Raw genomic sequence first — 18547 nt, forward strand, 5'->3', positions numbered from 1 at the left:
TTCCCGACGAAGGGAAAGATTGTCATTCTGATGTCGGCATCGGTTTACGGTGCCGACATCAAAATGACAAGGAGCGATGTATGGCCGATCAAGACACATTGGCTTATTTAACGCAGGTGCTGCCCTTTGACCGCTTGAACGAAACCGAATTGGCGCAAGCGGCGGATGCCCTGGATGTGGTGTATTTTCCGCAGGACGCTCAGATTCCACTGAACCGCCAAGGTTCGGCGTATCTGTACCTGGTCATCAAAGGACGGGTTTCAGAATGTCACCAGAGTGATGAATCCGCGCAATGCGGTCTTTATGGGGTGCATGCGGCATTTGGGGCCTCCAGTTTGCTGGATCAGAATGCCCATTTGGTTTATCGGGCGCTGGAAGAAACCGTGGCTTACCGACTGCCGTTTTCCGTGTTTGAAACGCTATTGCACAGCAACAATGCCTTCGAAGCCTTTTATTTTCACGACATTACCCAGAAGCTGAGCCAGTTTCACCGCCAGTTGCAGGAAGAATCCTCAAGTGAAGCCATGATGGATGCGGTCAGCATCGCGCCCTTGCATGCCTTGATCGAAGTGAACGGGGCCACTGGGATCCAGGCCTGTGTGGAAAAAATGCAAGCGCAACAGAGCGATGCCTGTGTGGTCCACCATCATGACCAGGTCGGCATTGTCACCGCCTCCGACCTGTTGCGTGGACTGGCTTTGGAGTCCTTTGATCTGCAGAGCCCGGTGGGGGAATTGGCCACTTTTCCGGTCATTACCATCAATCAGGGTGATTTTCTGTTCAACGCATTGCTGAAAATGACCCGTTACGGTGTGGATCGTTTGGTGGTACGTGACGGTCAGACGCTGAAAGGCGTGTTGCATCAGAAAGAACTCATGAGTCTGTTTGCCAACCAGTCCGGTCTGGTGATGCTGACACTGGAGCGGGCGGAAACCTTTGACGATCTCAAGCAAGTGGTGACTCAGATTGATCAGCTGGTCGCCGGGCTGAGCAACAAAGGGGTCAAAACCCACTACATTGCCAAATTAGTCAATGAGTTACACCGCAAGCTTCAAGCCAAATTGTGGTCGCTGTTGGATGAGGACGGTCGGTTTGACGATGTGACTTATGTGGTCATGGGCAGTGAAGGCCGTTCGGAACAGGTGGTGCGTACCGATCAGGACAATGCGGTGATCTTCCCCGATCATCTTTCCCGGGATGGCTTGATGGCATTCTGTGAGCACTTTAATCAGAAGCTGATCGAGCTTGGCTTTCCGCCTTGTCCCGGCAATATCATGCTGTCCAACCCTGAATGGTGTTTGAGTGAACAGCAGTGGCGCCAAAAACTGATTCAGTGGTTTGACGACCCGAGTGAAGACGGGTTTATGGCGTTGGCCATTCTGTTTGATGCGCAAGTGGTTCGTGGGGAGGCACAGCGTCTCGAGGACTTGAAAGAGGCACTGTGGCAACAGGTGGAAAAACGCCCGATGTTTTTGCCGCATTTCGCGCTCAGTGTGTCTCAGTTTGAAACGCCCATTGGCCTGTTCGGTCGTCTGATCACTCAAAAAGACGCCGGGCACAGCATTGACATCAAAAAGGGCGGCATTTTTCCCATTGTGCATGGTATTCGCTGTCTGGCTCTGGAGGGGCGGATTGAACCGACCAATACCCACTGGCGCATTCGCAAACTCATGGACGCCGGGGTCTTCAGCGAAGCCTTTGGCATCGAGCTGGGGGAAACGCTGAACTTTTTGAACACCTTGCGTCTGCAGGCGATGCTGCACAAAAAAATGCAGGGCAAAGCGGTGGATAACCGCATTGAAACCGACGAGCTCAGCCATTTTCAGCAGGATCTGCTCAAAGAAGCCTTTGGTGTGGTCAACCAGTTCAAAAAAGTGATTGAGCAACACTTTAAGTTGGAAAATTATTGATGTTCTGGCAACGAATTCACCAGGCCTGGTTAAAAAAGCGTTTGAAAACGCCACAATATGCCCACCTGTTTGACCCGCCACCGGATGATGACGTGGTGTGCTTCGATTGCGAAACCACTGGGCTGGACCCGAAAAAGGACAGCATCATTTCCCTGAGTGCGATCAAAATACGGGGCCATGAAATTTGTACGAGCGAGTCGTTGAATCTGACTTTTCGGCCTGAGCAGACCGTGCAGGGCGACAGCATTGTGATTCATCGATTGCGCAACATGGACCTGTCAGAAGGTTTGGCCCCAGAGGAGGCGGCGCATTGGTTTTTGCGCTTTGTGGGCAGCCGACCGCTGGTGGGGTATTACCTCGAGTTTGATGTCGCCATGGTGAATCGTCTGATCCGGCCCATGCTGGGCATTCCCCTGCCGAATCGGCAGACGGATATTTCCGAGTTGTACACCGATCTGTTTCACCAGCCCTGGCTGCAGCCGGAACACGAGGTGTTTGATTTAAGCTTTCAAGCCATCCGCGAACGCCTGGAGCTGCCGGGCCTGGGACAGCACGACGCGTTTAATGATGCCCTGATGACGGCGATGATGTATGTCAAATTGCGCCATCTAAAAGCCATCAAGAAAGAAAAAGGGCCTGTCTCCCTTACTTGAAGGCTGGCTTTGGGGTTTGCTAAACTCCGTTTCACTGAGCGAGAGCGGGGCGCTGTACCGATGAGCGCATTGCGGACACTGGGTCAGAAGCTTGACAGCAGCCGGGCTTATGACTATAATCGCGTCAGTTTTTTAAATCATTCTAAGTCACGTTGCTTAAATGATCGCGTTGAATCCAGCGCATCAGACGTGGCTTTTGTTTAAAAACCCCGTTTTTACGGGGTTTTTTGTTTTTGAAATCCAATAAAACCGCAGCCGAGGAAAATAGGTGTCACTGGAACAGAAAATGGCCGAACTGGTTGCCCCGACCGTTGAAATGTTGGGGTTTGAGCTTTGGGGGCTGGAATACATCCCCGCGGGCAAACAATCAACCTTGCGCATTTACATCGACCGCCCCGGTGAGGAAGGGGTGACGGTGGACGATTGTGGCGAAGTCAGTCATCAGATCAGTGCCCTGCTGGACGTGGAAGACCCGATTCAGAGCGCGTACATGCTGGAAATTTCCTCCCCGGGAATGGATCGCCCTCTGTTTAAGCCAACTCAGTTTTCGGCTTATCAGGGGCAAACGGTCCAGGTTCGCGCCTCGGGAGAAATATTGGGGCGCAAGCGCTTTAAAGGCGTGATGACAGAAGTCAGTGATGACGGCATTGTCGTCGAAGTGGACAACGAAGCCTACGACATCCCGTTCGAGATGATTGAAAAGGCGAATGTGGTCCCGGTTTTTTGATACCAAACAAACGAATTCAGGATAAAGGTAGGAACAAATCGGCGCTCAAGCCGATTCCCGTTTTGAGGATGCAACCATGAGTAAGGAAGTTTTAGCTGTCGTTGAAATCATGTCCAATGAAAAGGGCGTGGACGAAGAAATTATTTTTGACGCAATCGAGGCGGCGCTCGCCACGGCGACACGCAAAAGCCACAATGATGAAATTGATGTGCGCGTGTCCATTGACCGTGAAAGCGGTGATTACGACACCTTCCGTCGCTGGGAAGTGATCGAGGACGATGTGGAAATCGAAGACCATGTCGGTTGGTATCTGCGCCACATGGACGCCGTGGACATTGAACCGCACATTGAGCCGGGTCAGTTCATCGAAGAGCCGATTGAATCCCTTGAATTCGGTCGCATCGGTGCCCAAACCGCCAAGCAGGTCATTATTCAGAAGGTGCGCGAAGCCGAGCGTAAAAAGATCGTTGAAGATTACGAAAAGCGCGTGGGCGAGATTTTGACCGGCCAGGTCAAACGCATGGATCGTGGTGATGTGATCCTGGACTTGGGTGACAACGTGGACGCGATCATTCCTCGTAATGAACTGATTAATCGCGAAACCTTCAAGTTGGGTGAGCGTGTTCGTGCCTACGTGCAGGAAGTGTCGTACAAAACCCGTGGCCCACAGATTGTGATGTCACGTGCTTGTAAAGAAATGCTGATTGAATTGTTCAAGATCGAAGTGCCGGAAATCGGTGACGATCTGATCGATATCATGAGTGCGGCGCGTGATGTTGGGTTGCGCGCCAAAGTGGCGGTGCGAGCCAACGATCCGAGACTGGATCCGATTGGTGCCTGCGTCGGCATGCGTGGCGGCCGTGTGCAGGCTGTGACCAATGAATTGCACGGTGAACGCATTGACATTGTATTGTGGGACGCCAACGACGCCCAGTTCGTGATCAATGCCATGGCCCCGGCCGAAGTCACCTCGATCATGGTGGACGAAGACAAGCACACCATGGATCTGGCGGTGGACGACGAGCAACTGTCGCAGGCGATCGGTAAAAACGGCCAGAACATCCGTTTGGCCACCGAGCTGACCGGCTGGGAACTGAACGTCATGACCGAGTCGGACATGGCGGAAAAACACGAAACCGAATCGGAAACCATCAAAACACTGTTCGTCAATGCTCTGGAAGTGGACGAAGAACTGGCAGAAGTGCTGGTGGATGAAGGCTTTACCACGTTGGATGAAGTGGCCTACATCCCGTCCGAAGAAATGTTGGAGATTGATGGTTTTGATGAAGAATTAGTCACCGAACTCAAAAGCCGGGCTCAGGATGCCCTTCTGACTCAGGCCATTGCTGGCGAAGAGGTGAGTCAGGCCGAGCCGGCGGAAGATTTAAAAAACCTGGAAGGCATGAATGACGAGCTGGCACAGCAGCTGGCCGAGCAGGGCATTGTGACTCAGGAAGACCTTGCCGAGCTAGGTGTGGATGAGTTACTGGAAATCGTCGAAATGGATGCCGAAGCCGCGAGTGAGCTGATTATGAAAGCCCGCGCTCCTTGGTTCGAATAATGTAGGAGGACACCAGCGTATGTCTCAAGTATCAATCAAGCAATTTGCTGAAACCCTGAAAGTCTCACCAGAGAAACTGTTGGCTCAGCTCGAAGAAGCAGGGGTGTCCGGAAAAACCGCGGATGATTCTTTGTCTGACAAAGAAAAAATGACCTTGTTGGATCATTTCAAAAATCGAAAGGGTGATAAGGCCGAGGTGCCTAAAAAAATGACCCTTAAGCGCAAACAGAAAATGAACCTGTCTTCCGGTGCGGGCAAACGGACGGTCAACGTCGAGGTGCGCAAAAAGCGTACGTTCGTGAAAAAACCGGAAGATGAGCAGCCGGAACTGGTGGATGAAAAACCAATGAATCGCCAGGAGGAGACTCAGGCGGCCTCACAGCCAGCGCCGTCCAGTGCGTCAGAACCTCAGTCAATTCAGGCGCAGGCCGCGGCCTATCAGAAGAATCCGAAGCCGCGTAAAGCCAAAGAACCGACGCCGGAAGAAGCCGCCGCCGCCATGGCTCAGGCCGAAGAGGCTGCGCAGGCAAAAGACGGTGCCGCTGACAAGCGTCACAAGGACAAAGACAAGAAGAAACCGGCCAAAGCGGAGCTGGACGAGCCAAAAGGCAAGAAAGGCAAGCCGCAGCCCAAACAGAAACACGGTCGTAAAAACCTGGCTCTGGACGATGACCGCCCACGTGGGCGTCGCCGTCACAAAGGCATGCACAAAAAAGCACCGCAGCAGAACGAACATGGCTTCCAGAAGCCGGTTGAAAAACAGGTGCGTGAAGTGCAGCTGGGCGAAACCATTAAGGTGTCCGATCTGGCCGACAAGATGGCGGTCAAAGCCGCTGAGGTCATCAAGCTGATGATGTCGATGGGCAACATGGTCACCATCAACCAGGTGCTGGATCAGGAAACCGCCGAACTGGTGGTGGAAGAGATGGGGCACAAGCCGGTGCTGGTGAATGAAAACCAGCTGGAAGACGACGTCGTCAACCAGGAGCACGATGGCGAAACCGTTAACCGTTCGCCGGTCGTGACCATTATGGGGCACGTTGACCATGGTAAAACCTCTTTGCTGGATCACATCCGTGAAGCCAAGGTGGCGCACGGGGAGTCCGGCGGGATCACCCAGCACATCGGTGCCTACCATGTTGAAACCGGGCACGGCGGCGTAACCTTCATCGATACCCCGGGTCACGAAGCCTTTACTGCCATGCGTGCGCGTGGGGCGAAGGTAACGGACGTGGTCGTGATTGTGGTCGCTGCCGATGATGGCGTAATGCCGCAGACCAAAGAAGCGATCCAGCACGCCAAGGCCGCCGGTCTGGGCATGGTCGTCGCGATCAACAAAATGGATAAGGAAGGCGCCAACCCGGACCGCGTTAAGCAGGAGCTGGTGTCCGAAGAAGTGGTCCCGGAAGACTGGGGCGGGGACGTTCAGTTTGTGCCGGTGTCGGCCAAAACCGGTGAAGGCATCGATGCCTTGCTGGATGCGATTCTGCTTCAATCCGAAATTCTGGAACTGGAAGCGCCTGTTGATGGGCCAGCCAAAGGCGTGGTGGTTGAATCCCGTCTGGACAAAGGCCGCGGTCCCGTGGCCACCGTATTGGTTCAGGCCGGCACCCTGAAAAAAGGCGACATTGCTCTGTGTGGCATGGAGTATGGCCGCGTCCGTGCTCTGACCAACGAATCCGGTCAGCAGGTCAAGGAAGCCGGGCCTTCCATGCCGGTCGAGATTCTCGGCTTGTCGGGCGTGCCCGTGGCCGGTGACGACATGATCACCGTTGAAAACGAGCGTAAAGCACGTGAAGTGGCCATGTTCCGTCAGAGCAAGCACAAAGAGAAGAAGATTGCCCGTCAGCAGAAAGCCAAACTGGACAACATGTTCAACCGCATGGAAGAAGGTGAGGTTCAGAATGTGAACATCATCCTCAAAGCGGACGTACAGGGTTCGATTGAAGCCATTGTTGACGCGCTGGTGAAACTGTCCAACGACGAAGTCAAAGTGTCGGTGATTTCCTCCGGTGTGGGCGGTATCTCCGAGACCGATGCCAACCTGGCACTGGCCTCGGATGCGCTGATCTTCGGCTTCAACGTCCGTGCGGACGCCAAAGCCAAGCGCGTCATCGAAAACGAAGGCATTTTCCTCAAGTATTACAGCGTAATCTATGAGATCGTTGACGAGGTCAAACGTGCCATCGAAGGCAAGCTGTCACCGGATTATCGTGAAGACATTGTCGGTGTGGCGGACGTGCGTGATGTGTTCAAGGCACCGAAAATCGGCATGATCGCCGGTTGTATGGTGACCGAGGGCGTGGTCAAACGCAACAACCCGATTCGTGTGCTGCGTGACAACGTGGTGATCTACGAAGGTGCGCTCGAATCCCTGCGTCGTTACAAAGACGATGTCATGGAAGTGCGTCAGGGCATCGAGTGTGGGATCGGTGTGAAAGACTACAACGACGTGAAAGTCGGTGACCAGATTGAGGTCTACGAGCGCGTTGAAGTGAAACGGACACTGGATTGAGCATGAAGCAACCTCAGCAAGGTGTGAGCCGCCCTCAACGGGTGGCCGGTGAAATCCGAAAGACCCTGAGTGAAATTCTGACTCAGGAAACCAAGGATCCGCGCTTGCAGCAGGTCACACTGACCGAATGCAAGATTTCGCGGGACCTGGCGATCGTGACGGTGTACTACACCCTGATCGGGGTCAATCAGGACGAACCCGCCGCTCAGGAAGCGCAGCAGGCGCTGGAGAAAGCCAAAGGCTTTTTCCGTTCCGAAATCGGCAAACGCATGAAACTGCGTTTGACGCCCGAAGTGCGCTTCTTTTATGACACGGTGGCGGAAAACGCCAGCCACATCGAAGCGCTCATTCAGAAAGCGTTGCACCGCTCTTAAATTCAAAATCGACCAGGCCTGGTCGATTTTTGTTTGGGTTTCTAGGAGCCTGTCGGGTTTGAGCGATCGTAGCGAGCCGAAAGGGAAAGCGAGGACAGTTTTTCGATCGTTTGAGGAGAATAGCAGTCGCTATTTGACGAAAAGGATCGGAAAAATCGGCCGTTTTCCATCCGGCGCAGTCGATCTGCCTTAAATCCGACAGGCTCCTAGCCCCCGTTGATCAGGAGTCGTCATGTCTGACAAAGCTCGTCGCCATGTGCATGGAGTGGTGTTGGTTGATAAACCGGCCGGCATGACCTCCAATGCCGTCTTGCAGCAGGTCAAGCGCCTGTTTTCCGCCAAAAAAGGCGGTCACACCGGAGCGCTGGACCCGTTTGCGACCGGATTGTTGCCGATCTGTCTGGGGGAAGCCACCAAATTTTCCGGTTTTCTGCTCAATGCACAAAAAGGTTACATTGCCACGCTCAAACTGGGCCAGGCCACCGATTCCGGTGATTGTCTGGGCAATCCGACCGATAAGGCCCCCGTGCCGGCGCTGACCACGGAGAAGGTGGTGGGCGCGCTCAACACCTTTCTTGGCACCACGCTTCAAACCCCGCCCATGTACTCGGCGCTCAAGCACCAGGGGCGCCCTTTGTATGAGTACGCGCGTCAGGGGATTGAGATTGAGCGCCAGCCGCGTGAAATCACACTGGAACGACTGGTATTGAAAGACATCGAAGACGACCAGATCCGGTTTGAAGTGCTCTGTTCCAAAGGCACCTATGTGCGGACCTTGGGCGAAGACATTGCCCGAAAACTGGGAACGGTCGGCCATCTGACCGCATTGCACCGTATTCAAAGCGGCGCTCTGACTGCAGATGAGATGCACTCTCTGGAAGAGATCGAGCGGGACCCAATGGCCACGCTGCTGCCAATGGACACACCGTTGGCGCATTTGCAGGCCATGTCGTTGAGCGCTGAGGAGGCCGAATTGACTCTGCGTGGCGGCAAGCTGGCCGTGCCGCGGCCCGAAACCGATCTGGTGCGGTTTTATGAGGCGCAAGGTCAGTTTATCGGCGTGGGCGAATGGCAGGAAGCCAAATCGTTGCTCAAGCCTAAGCGCCTGGTTCAGATGGCATTGTTAAACGCTGATCCTGGCCATGACGACGCCCTCTGACAGACCCTGCTCTCAGACCCCGCTGATCGATCTGCGTGACCACGAAACCTATGTCCGGGGGCACTGGCCGGGATCGACTCATCTTCCGTGGCCAGCGCTCTGTGAGCGTCTGAACGAATTGCCTTGCCGACCCGCTGCGTTGCAGCTGGTTGCCACGGATGCCGCTCAGGCCGACCAGGCGACACGGTTTCTGACCGAAAAAGGCTATGGGGTGACACAGATTCTGAGCGAGGACGCTCTGCTGAACACCCCGGAACCAGGCCTGGTCAAAAACCGGTTTGATTCCAAGCGTCTCTGGCAGCCTTCCGAGGGCGTCAGAGCGTTTGTGGAAGAAGATTTACCTGCCGCCCTCGGTGACCCAACAGGAAGCATGACGGCACTGGACATCGGCTGTGGTGGCGGGCGTGACAGCGTTTATCTGGCGACGCATGGCTGGCAGGTCACCGCGGTGGAAAATCAGTCGCGCGTTCTGGAACGAGCCCTTACTCTGGAAGCCGGGCAACGCCTGACGCAACCGCAATGCTTTGTCGCCGTGGATTGGCAGTGTCAGGATATCACCGATCCTGACGCGTCCTGCTGGCAGGCCGAGTATGACCTGATTCTGGCGGTGCGGTTTCTGGAGCGGTCTTTGTGGCCGCACATTCGCCAATCGCTGCGACCGGGCGGGTTTGTGCTGTTTGAAACCTTTGCCCAGGGGGCCGAACAGTTTGGCGGCCCTAAAAACCCAACCGGCTGCTTAAGCCGGGTGAGTTGGCACAAACCTTTGCTGACTTTCGCATTATAACTGATAAGATATTGACATTAACGGACGGACGGCCTGTGAATCGGTTTCTCGCGCAGAAAGCACCGTCGCCCGAGCTTTGACCATGAAGGACCCCTCTATGAAAGAAATGACCAGTGATCAACTGTTTGATTATTTTCAGGAAAACGCCATTTGTGAATCCCTGACGCGGCAGGACGTGGAAGTGATGTCGCATTTTTTGCAGGAAAAAACCTTTAAACGCGGCGACATCATCAACGACATGGGCGATGTGGGCGATTCGATGTATTTCATCGTTCAGGGCCGCGTCGGCTTTTCCGCTTCAGACGGGCAGGACGAAGCCGAAGTGGGCATGCAAGCCCGAGGCAATTTGATTGGGGAGATGTCGTTTTTTGACCGCAAACCTCGCATGTTGCGCATGAAAGCGGCGAGCAAAGAAGTGTTCCTGCTGGAAATCACGCGCCCCATGTACGATCGCCTGAAAGTGGAACACCCCTACATCGCCGTGAATCTGGTGGAAAATGCCGTGGTGAGTCTGGATCATCTGATCCGGGCGCTGAGCAGCGATCTGTCTCAATTCGAGCATTATATGCACGGCTACGGTCGCCACTGATTACATTGGATGTTTTCCGGCTTCAAGGCTGGACACACCGAAGATTTCGAGTATAATACGCGCTTTCTCTGCCATCGGTTGCGGAGAATTTCTTTTGAACAAACCGATTGAAAAGGAAACGTTATGTTGACCCCGGAAGATAAAAAGAAGATTGTTGAAGATTTCGCTCAGAAGCCAGGTGACACCGGTTCACCGGAAGTTCAGGTTGCGCTGCTGACGCACCGCATCACTTACCTGACCGAGCACTTCAAAGACCACAAACAAGACAACCATTCCCGTACCGGTCTGTTGCGACTGGTCGGTCGTCGTCGTAAGTTGTTGGATTACCTGCACCGCAAAAATTCAGACCGTTATTTTGCCCTGATCAAAAAACTGGGTCTGCGTAAGTAATCCCGCAGGGGATCGCAACCTGAAAAACCCGCGCTTCTTCGGGAGCGGCGGGTTTTTTTATGTCCGTTCGAATTGCGTGTGATCATGCTTTTCTGGGTCACGCAGTTACGTTAAGATAGTCACGTTCTTTGCCCGATGCAACAGAACACCATTCCCCGGCAAGAAACCGTGTTAAGCCTGAATCTGAAAGTCAGCCTGCCAGACGAGCTGGTTTTCCGATTCAGGTTTCAAAGGTCCGGGCCTTCGTGGAACACCTGAAAGGAATTACCAAGTATGTCGAAAATTACCAAAACGTTTGAGTACGGTCAGCACACCGTGCGCATGGAAACCGGCGAAATCGCTCGTCAGGCTGATGGCGCTGTGATGATTGCCATGGGCGAAACCCAACTTCTCGTCACCGTGGTCGCAGCCAAGGAACCCAAGCCAGGTCAGGACTTTTTCCCGCTGATGGTTCAGTATCAGGAAAAATCCTATGCCGCCGGGCGCATTCCCGGTGGTTTCCTCAAGCGCGAAGGCCGTCCGTCGGAAAAAGAGACGCTGACTTCCCGCCTGATTGACCGTCCGATCCGCCCTCTGTTCCCCAAAGGTTTCATGAACGAAGTGCAGATCATTGCCACCGTTGTCTCTCTGGACCCGGATGTGGGCACCGAAGTGCCTGCGATGCTGGGGACCTCGGCCGCGCTGGCCATTTCCGGCATTCCGTTTGAAGGGCCGATTGGTGCAGCCGTGGTGGGCTACACCGACGAAGACGGCTATCAACTGAACCCGTCCGATGCCGAACTGGAATCGTCTGATCTGGAGTTGAGCGTCGCGGGCACTTCAGACGCCGTTCTGATGGTGGAATCCGAAGCCTCCGAACTGCCTGAAGATGTGATGCTGGGCGCGGTGATGTTCGGCCACGAGCAAATGCAGGTGGCGATTGATGCCATCAAAGCGTTTCAGGCCGAAGCTGGCAAGCCCGCCTGGGACTGGACGCCACCGACGGACAACACCGAACTGATGGGCGCTGTGAGCGCACAGGTCAAATCCGATGTGGAAGCCGCTTATTCCATCGCCGACAAAATGCAGCGTTACGACGCACTGAACGCGGCCAAAGCCAAAGCAATCGACGCGCTGGCGGTCACCGAAGAGAACACAGACGGGTTTGAAGAGGGTGAGATTGAAAAAGCCTTCGGCCGTCTGCAAAAAGAAATTGTCCGGGGTCGCATCATTGCAGGTGAACCGCGCATTGACGGGCGCGATACCAAGACGATCCGTCCGATCGACTGCCAGGTGGGCGTGCTGCCCAAGGTACACGGTTCATCCCTGTTTACCCGCGGTGAAACCCAGGCGCTGGTGGTGACCACACTGGGCACGGAAAAAGACGCCAAACTGGTGGACGAACTGACCGGTTCCTATTCCGACCGCTTCATGCTGCATTACAACTTTCCTCCGTATTCCGTGGGCGAGTGCGGTCGTGTCGGTTCGCCGGGGCGTCGTGAGATTGGTCACGGCATGCTGGCGCGTCGCGGTGTGGCCGCGATGCTGCCGACCGTGGAAGAATTCCCTTACACCATTCGAGTGGTCTCGGAAATCACCGAATCCAATGGTTCCTCTTCCATGGCAACCGTCTGTGGCACGTCCATGTCACTGATGCATGCAGGTGTGCCCATTGAGTCGCCCATCGCCGGGATCGCGATGGGGCTGGTCAAAGAAGACAGCGGCTTTGCTGTGCTTTCCGACATTCTGGGCGATGAGGATCACTTGGGCGACATGGACTTCAAAGTGGCCGGGACCGAGCAGGGCGTGACCGCCTTGCAGATGGACATCAAAATCACCGGCATCACCCGTGAAATCATGGAAATTGCGTTGGATCAGGCCAAAGCCGGGCGCTTGCACATTCTCAAGGAAATGGACAAAGCGATTCAGGCGTCCAATGCGTCGGTGGCCAACACCGCGCCACGCTTCTTCAACATCAAAGTGAAGCCGGAAAAAGTCCGTGAAATCATCGGCAAAGGCGGGGCGACCATTCGCGCGATTACCGAAGAAACCGGTGTCACCATCGAAATCGATGACGACGGTCTGGTCAAGATCGCTGCGGTGGACGATGCATCGGCCGAAGCGGCGAAAGTCAAAATTGCCGAAATCACCGCCGAACCTGAAATCGGCAAGATTTATCCGGCCAAAGTGGTCAAGATTGTCGACTTCGGCGCGTTTGTGTCTTACATGCCGGGCCGGGAAGGACTGGTGCATGTCTCGCAGATCGCCGATGAGCGGGTCGAAGACGTCAATGACTACCTCAAGGAAGGACAGGACATTGAAGTCCGCTTGATTGACATCGACAAGCAAGGGCGCGTTAAGCTCTCGATCAAAGAAGTATAAAAACCACCAGGCCTGGTGAAAATCAGGCCGGTTTGACCCATAAAAAAGCCGTTCACACGGCTTTTTTTGTCTGACGTGCGTCGTTGCTGCGAGCAAACGGCGCATTGCCACTGAATTCATGAAGGAACTTGTGCATGACGAATCATCCAGCGTTTTCCCTGATCCACCGCCAAAGCATCGACTCACTCAACCTCGACGTCGAGCATTACCGCCATAACGTCACCGGGGCCGACCATTATCATTTGGTCAGCGATGACCCGCAGAACGTGTTTATGGTGGCGCTTCGGACGGTGCCGATGGATTCCACCGGGGTGGCGCATATTCTGGAGCATACGGTGCTGTGCGGCAGTGAAAAGTTCCCGGTGCGTGACCCATTTTTTATGATGATCCGCCGTTCACTCAACACCTTTATGAACGCGTTGACCGCCAGTGATTGGACCGCGTATCCGTTTGCCACCGAAAATCGAAAGGACTTTGACAATCTGTTGCAAGTCTATCTGGATGCCGTGTTTTTCCCGCAGATCGATCCGTTGGATTTTGCGCAGGAAGGGCATCGACTGGAATTTGAAACCCAGGATGATCCGATCTCGGACCTGACCTACAAAGGGGTGGTCTACAATGAAATGAAAGGCGCGATGAGCTCCCCGGTGGCGACTTTGTTTCAGAAAGTCACCGAAGAGCTTTACCCGACCGGGACCTATCACTATAACTCCGGTGGCGATCCGGCGGACATTCCCAAACTGACCCACGCTCAGATGAAAGCGTTTCATCAGACGCATTACCATCCGTCCAACGCCGTGTTTCTGACCTATGGCGACATTCCGGCGGCTGATCATCAGGCCAAGTTTGAAGACTTGGCATTGTCACGCTTTGATCAATCAATCGGCAAAACCCTGGTGGGCAAAACCGAGCGTTTGTCTGCGCCAAAGTCGGTGGAAAGCACTTATGCGCTCAATGAAGACGATTTGTCGAACAAGACGCATATTGTCCTAAGCTGGTTGTTGGGCGAAAACCAGGACCCCATGGCAGTACTCAAAGGGCACTTGCTGAGTTCGGTGCTGCTCGACAACAGCGCTTCGCCCTTGCGTCAGGCGCTGGAAGCGTGCGAATGGGCTACGGCGCCGTCGCCACTGTGCGGGTTTGAGGACGGCAACAAGGAAATGGCGTTTGCCGCCGGGGTACAGGGCTCGGAGCCGGAACACGCCGACAAAGTGGAAGCTCTGATTCTGGAAACGCTGGAAAAGGTGGCCAAAGACGGTGTGCCTCAGGCCGATGTCGAAGCCATGTTGCATCAGCTGGAACTGGCTCAGCGTGAAGTCGGCGGCGATGGCTTCCCTTATGGTCTGCAACTGATCATGCAGGCTTTGCCGGGTGCGCTGCACGAAGGCGATCCGATTGCCTTGCTGGATGTGGATGAGGCCTTGTTGCAACTGCGTAAAGACATCGAAAACCCGCGCTTTATCCCCGATCTGATTCAAAGCTGGATTCTCGACAACCCGCATCGTGTGCGCCTGACCATGAAACCCGATCCGGAACAGGCCGACCGGGAAGCGGCGGCGGAAAAAGCGCGATTGGCCAGCACACAGGCTGAGTTGACTGAGGCGGAAAAAACCGCAATCATCGAGCAGGCACAGGCGTTGCAGGCACGTCAGGATGAAGACGATGATCCGTCTCTGCTGCCGGAAGTGACCAAAAACGACGTGCCGGAAACCCTGAAGCAGATCGATCCGGTGCATCGTGCCAGCACGGAAGTGCCTTATCAGACCTACGAGGCCGGGACCAATGGTCTGACTTATCTGCAGATGGTGATGGACCTGCCCGAATTGACCGATTCCGAGCGGGCGTTGATGCCGTTGTTCAACACCTGCCTGACCGAAGTCGGGGCGGCTGGACGTGATTACCTGCAGAACCAGGCCTTGCAGGCGGCCGTCACCGGCGGCTTGGGTGCCAAATCCACGCTGAAAGCCGATCTGGATGACCCGGCTGGTTTTCACAGTCATTTTGTCCTGTCCGGCAAAGCGCTCAATGCCCACCAGCATGCGCTGAGTGATCTGATGTTTGAAACCCTGGCGCATCCGCGCTTTGATGAGAGCGACCGCATCAAGGATCTGGTCGGTCAGATTCGTGCCTCCGTTGAGCAGTCCGTGACCAACAGCGGGCATGCGCTGGCGATGATGGCGGCCAACCAGAATCATTCCGCTGTGGCCAACTGGCAGTTCCAGCGTTCCGGTTTCGCCGGGATTCAGGCGATCAAACAGCTCAGTGATGGACTGGATGAGGCGCAAGGGCTGGAACGGATGCAAAGCGGGTTTGCCGACATTCAGCACAAACTGATGCAAACCGCCAAACAGGCGCTGATTATCAGTGATGCCGATGGGTTGCCGTCGGCCTTGTCTTCCACTCAGGGCTGGGACACCTTGTTTGAACAGAAACACCCGGCGCACGGTTTATCTCTGTCGGTGGAAAACAACCAAATTCACCAGGCCTGGGTCACCAGCACCCAGGTCAACTTCTGTGCGCAATCTTATCCGGCGGTGATGGCCGGGCATGCCGATGCCCCGGCCTTGTCGGTGCTGGGCGCGATGTTGCGTAATGGCTTTTTGCACACCGCCGTGCGTGAAAAGGGCGGTGCATACGGTGGCGGGGCAACTTACAACCCCGAAGCGGGCAGTTTCGCTTTCTTCTCTTATCGTGATCCGCGCGTGCTGGAAACCTATGCCGACTTTGAACACTCGCTGGACTGGGTGCTGGGCGATCAGGCCACCCAAGCCAAAGTGGACGAAGCGATTCTAAATGTGATCAGTGCCATCGACAAGCCCGGCTCACCCGCAGGCGAGGCACGCAAAGCGTTCTATTACGAATTGTATGGCCGCACGCATGCGTTGCGCACCGCGCACCGGCAAGCGATTCTGGATACCACGCTGGACGATGTGCGACGGGTCGCCGCAACCTATCTGAAACCGGAAAACGCCTCGCGTGCCGTGCTCACCAACGCCGAAAACGGTCAGATACTGACCGATCACGGTTTTGAGGTGCACACGCTTTAAAACATCAGGCTTTGCAGTTTGCGTCGGAAGGTTTTGACAAGATCCGGCGCATCGTCCTGCAGGGCTTCAAACAGTTGAAGCAGGGTGCGCTTGGCCGCACCGTCGCCATAGTCGCGATCACGGGCGAACAGGTCCAGCAAGGCCTGCATCGCCGCTTCCATGTTCTGTGACAACATCTGGTGACAGGCCAGGGCAAAGCGTTGTTCGCTGGTGGCCTCGTTTTGCTCCACCGCGGCATCCAAAGGCGCTGAGTCCGGGTGCTGCTGGGTGATGTCCAAACATGTCACCTGAAGCGCCATGGCTTTGGTTTCCGGCGCCTCGCCATCCAGCTCATTCAACCGGTTTTGAACCTGTTTGGCTGCGTCGATCTCATTGAGCTGCAGATAAAGCTGTCCCAGATCCCGCAAGACTTTCAGATTGCCCGGACTTTTGCTCAACGCCTGTTCCAATAATTCACGCGCCTGATCCGGCTGACCTTCTGCCAATGCTGACTCGGCGGACAAACGCCAGGTTTCAGCCTCATCCGGGGCCATGTAGTTTTCCAGCAACTGTTCAAACGCCGAAGCCGGTTGAGCGCCCTGCAGTTGTTCGACCATTTGCCCCTGATGATAAAGCTTGAAGCTGGGAATGCTGCGAATCTGATGTTCGGCCGCCAGCGTCTGCTCTTCTTCGGTGTTGACTTTTACCAGCTTAAAGCGACCGGAAAGCTTGGTTTCCAGTTGCTCGAGCATTGGCATCACCTGTTTGCAGGGCCCGCACCAGGGCGCCCAGAAATCGACCAATACCGGCTGCTCAAAGGAGGCCTGAATCACGGCCTGTTCAAAAGTCTGCTGGGTGACGTTTTCACTCATTGGCTGTTTCCTGTTCTAAATTGGATTTGAAGTTAAAATAGGGTCGGGGAGCGTTTTTTCAAGCCTGTATGACTAGAATGAAATAGTATGAACGATGTTCAAAAAGCCAAAAAAAATATCGAGGTGAGCGTCGGCGAATCGGTCAGAATCCTGCGTGAGCTACAGGCGTTGAGTCAGAATCAATTGGCTGAGATGTCTGGCATTCCTCAATCAACCCTTTCTGCGATTGAAAACAACCGAGTCAAACTGGGCGTAGAACGAGCCAAAGTGTTGGCCAGAGCATTAAACTGCCATCCAGCGGTTTTGGTTTTTCCGGGTTGGGAGCTGGGTCAGGAATCTTCGGCATAGGTAAGGGCCAAAACAAAAGGGGAGCGTCCCCTTTTCCTTGTTAAAGCTCTTCATCTTCGTACTCGCTTCTCCAATCAGGTTCGACCTCACCAAAGTCCGCGTGCTCAATAGTTTCTAGTACTTCAATTTTAGTAACTACAATATCGTCAAATTCTTGGGAAAAATCGCCAGAAAGAGTTAATAATATATCGGTATGATAAGACTCAGTAGTAGTGCAGATATTTCTACCCATGCCAACATAATCTTTATCAATTGAATCCCTTACTGAGAAGTCAAAACTCGCCTCGATTGCCACTTCGACCTTAGCACCCACTTTAAGAATTATTGTTTCATCATTAATACTTACAACCCTAACTCTAACTAAACCTGCTTGATCGTTATCTAGTTCATGAGAGATGTAAAATGCGGATGTATCGTTCCACTCAAAGTGCATATATGAACTTGCTTCAACCCAAATATCGTATCCATTAATGCTCTTTATGATTGCCTGTTCGATTTCTTCTAATACATGGTTATTGTCATCAAACAGAGAGTCTTCTCTGATATGAGCGATAATAGATACAACTTTGTTGTGCGGCTGAAACTTCTCAAGCGCCTCAGCTAGAGAAGATACCAATGTGATTCTATCTGAATTTTCAGAATAGTTTTTCCAGCCTTTATCTTGACTGACAGCGACAACATTTATGTCATTTTTATCCGCCCAACCTTCAAGGGCTAATAATGCAATAGCGTCTGGAAATTCGTTTTTTTTATCTTTTTCCGTTTCAAAAGGAGCTTCAGTAGAGAAATACATATCCATTAATTTGGAAATATCTAAATATTCATCAGAAGCAATCTTCTCAGCTCCAATGAATTCATAATATTTATTTAGCCACGCTTCTGCAATTTCAGCCTCACTTCCATCAATTGAAAGCAAAGCTCTTGCATTATTGATATGATCGGATTTTATTTTTAACTGTTTATTCGCTGACCGAAGCACTTGCTCTATCGAAGAGCGAGTTTTTGATATCTCTTGCCCTATATGCTTAATGGCTTCATTGTGAACAATATCTGTTTGAAGGACTAGTACGGGGCTTTCTTTAAATTGTCTCATCTGAGCAAGGAGGCCTTCATAGAACTTATATCCTTCACGCTTGAAGATCGCGTTATCAATGGTGATCGCTCCAAAATCTAATTCTATTTTTTCCATAAAGCCTTCAAATTTCGTAATATACTATTTGATCTATAACGCCAGCCAACATGCGCGGCTACGAAATGGGGATGAAGTCGCAATGAAGT

General features: G+C 53.6%; 15 protein-coding genes. 13 read left to right on the forward strand and 2 right to left on the reverse strand.

Annotated features, from left to right (window positions below; all coding sequences use genetic code 11):
* The first annotated feature begins 80 nt into the window (after positions 1-80).
* From AVO41_RS05855 to AVO41_RS05910, 12 genes are all read left to right on the forward strand, one after another.
* Positions 81-1910 carry a putative nucleotidyltransferase substrate binding domain-containing protein gene (locus AVO41_RS05855; protein WP_068584127.1) on the forward strand — a complete coding sequence of 610 codons (1830 nt, stop codon included), beginning with the start codon at positions 81-83 and terminating at the stop codon, positions 1908-1910.
* The gene (locus AVO41_RS05860) at positions 1910-2563 is read left to right on the forward strand and encodes a 3'-5' exonuclease (protein ID WP_068584130.1); all 654 of its coding nucleotides are present in this window, start codon (positions 1910-1912) and stop codon (positions 2561-2563) included. The genes AVO41_RS05855 and AVO41_RS05860 overlap by 1 nt, the downstream gene beginning before the upstream one ends.
* Positions 2564-2831: 268 nt before the next feature.
* Positions 2832-3290 carry a ribosome maturation factor RimP gene (gene rimP, locus AVO41_RS05865; protein ID WP_068584133.1) on the forward strand — a complete coding sequence of 153 codons (459 nt, stop codon included), beginning with the start codon at positions 2832-2834 and terminating at the stop codon, positions 3288-3290.
* Between the two features lie 76 nt (positions 3291-3366).
* On the forward strand, positions 3367-4851 hold the full coding sequence (gene nusA / locus AVO41_RS05870; RefSeq protein WP_068584136.1) for a transcription termination factor NusA: 1485 nt from the start codon (positions 3367-3369) through the stop codon (positions 4849-4851).
* 19 nt (positions 4852-4870) lie between these two features.
* Complete coding sequence (gene infB / locus AVO41_RS05875) at positions 4871-7366, forward strand: translation initiation factor IF-2 (protein ID WP_068584138.1); 2496 nt, start codon at positions 4871-4873, stop codon at positions 7364-7366.
* 2 nt (positions 7367-7368) lie between these two features.
* Positions 7369-7740, forward strand: a complete 372-nt coding sequence (gene rbfA, locus AVO41_RS05880) for a 30S ribosome-binding factor RbfA (protein ID WP_068584141.1) — start codon at positions 7369-7371, stop codon at positions 7738-7740.
* Positions 7741-7972: 232 nt separating this feature from the next.
* Positions 7973-8899, forward strand: a complete 927-nt coding sequence (truB, locus tag AVO41_RS05885; RefSeq protein ID WP_068584145.1) for a tRNA pseudouridine(55) synthase TruB — start codon at positions 7973-7975, stop codon at positions 8897-8899.
* The gene (locus tag AVO41_RS05890) at positions 8883-9683 is read left to right on the forward strand and encodes a methyltransferase (RefSeq protein ID WP_082676583.1); all 801 of its coding nucleotides are present in this window, start codon (positions 8883-8885) and stop codon (positions 9681-9683) included. Before truB ends, AVO41_RS05890 begins: the two co-directional genes overlap by 17 nt.
* Before the next feature lie 97 nt (positions 9684-9780).
* The gene (locus AVO41_RS05895) at positions 9781-10272 is read left to right on the forward strand and encodes a Crp/Fnr family transcriptional regulator (protein ID WP_068584151.1); all 492 of its coding nucleotides are present in this window, start codon (positions 9781-9783) and stop codon (positions 10270-10272) included.
* A 123-nt stretch (positions 10273-10395) separates the two neighbouring features.
* Positions 10396-10662 (forward strand): 30S ribosomal protein S15, encoded by a 267-nt coding sequence (gene rpsO / locus AVO41_RS05900; protein ID WP_068584154.1) that lies wholly within the window; start codon positions 10396-10398, stop codon positions 10660-10662.
* Between the two features lie 273 nt (positions 10663-10935).
* Positions 10936-13023, forward strand: a complete 2088-nt coding sequence (gene pnp, locus AVO41_RS05905) for a polyribonucleotide nucleotidyltransferase (protein WP_068584157.1) — start codon at positions 10936-10938, stop codon at positions 13021-13023.
* Between the two features lie 134 nt (positions 13024-13157).
* Positions 13158-16070, forward strand: a complete 2913-nt coding sequence (locus AVO41_RS05910; protein WP_068584159.1) for an insulinase family protein — start codon at positions 13158-13160, stop codon at positions 16068-16070.
* Here the strand turns inward: AVO41_RS05910 and trxA are convergent.
* Complete coding sequence (gene trxA / locus AVO41_RS05915; protein WP_068584162.1) at positions 16067-16921, reverse strand: thioredoxin; 855 nt, start codon at positions 16919-16921, stop codon at positions 16067-16069. The genes AVO41_RS05910 and trxA overlap by 4 nt on opposite strands.
* An 87-nt stretch (positions 16922-17008) precedes the next feature.
* On the opposite strand from trxA, the gene AVO41_RS05920 reads away from it, so the two are divergent.
* On the forward strand, positions 17009-17269 hold the full coding sequence (locus tag AVO41_RS05920; RefSeq protein WP_068584165.1) for a helix-turn-helix domain-containing protein: 261 nt from the start codon (positions 17009-17011) through the stop codon (positions 17267-17269).
* Between the two features lie 40 nt (positions 17270-17309).
* Here the strand turns inward: AVO41_RS05920 and AVO41_RS05925 are convergent, their stop codons facing one another.
* Positions 17310-18458 carry a PIN domain-containing protein gene (locus AVO41_RS05925; protein ID WP_068584167.1) on the reverse strand — a complete coding sequence of 383 codons (1149 nt, stop codon included), beginning with the start codon at positions 18456-18458 and terminating at the stop codon, positions 17310-17312.
* Between the last annotated feature and the right edge of the window lie 89 nt (positions 18459-18547).

Origin of the sequence: Thiomicrospira sp. WB1 (assembly GCF_001507535.1) — a bacterium.
GTDB lineage: Bacteria > Pseudomonadota > Gammaproteobacteria > Thiomicrospirales > Thiomicrospiraceae > Hydrogenovibrio.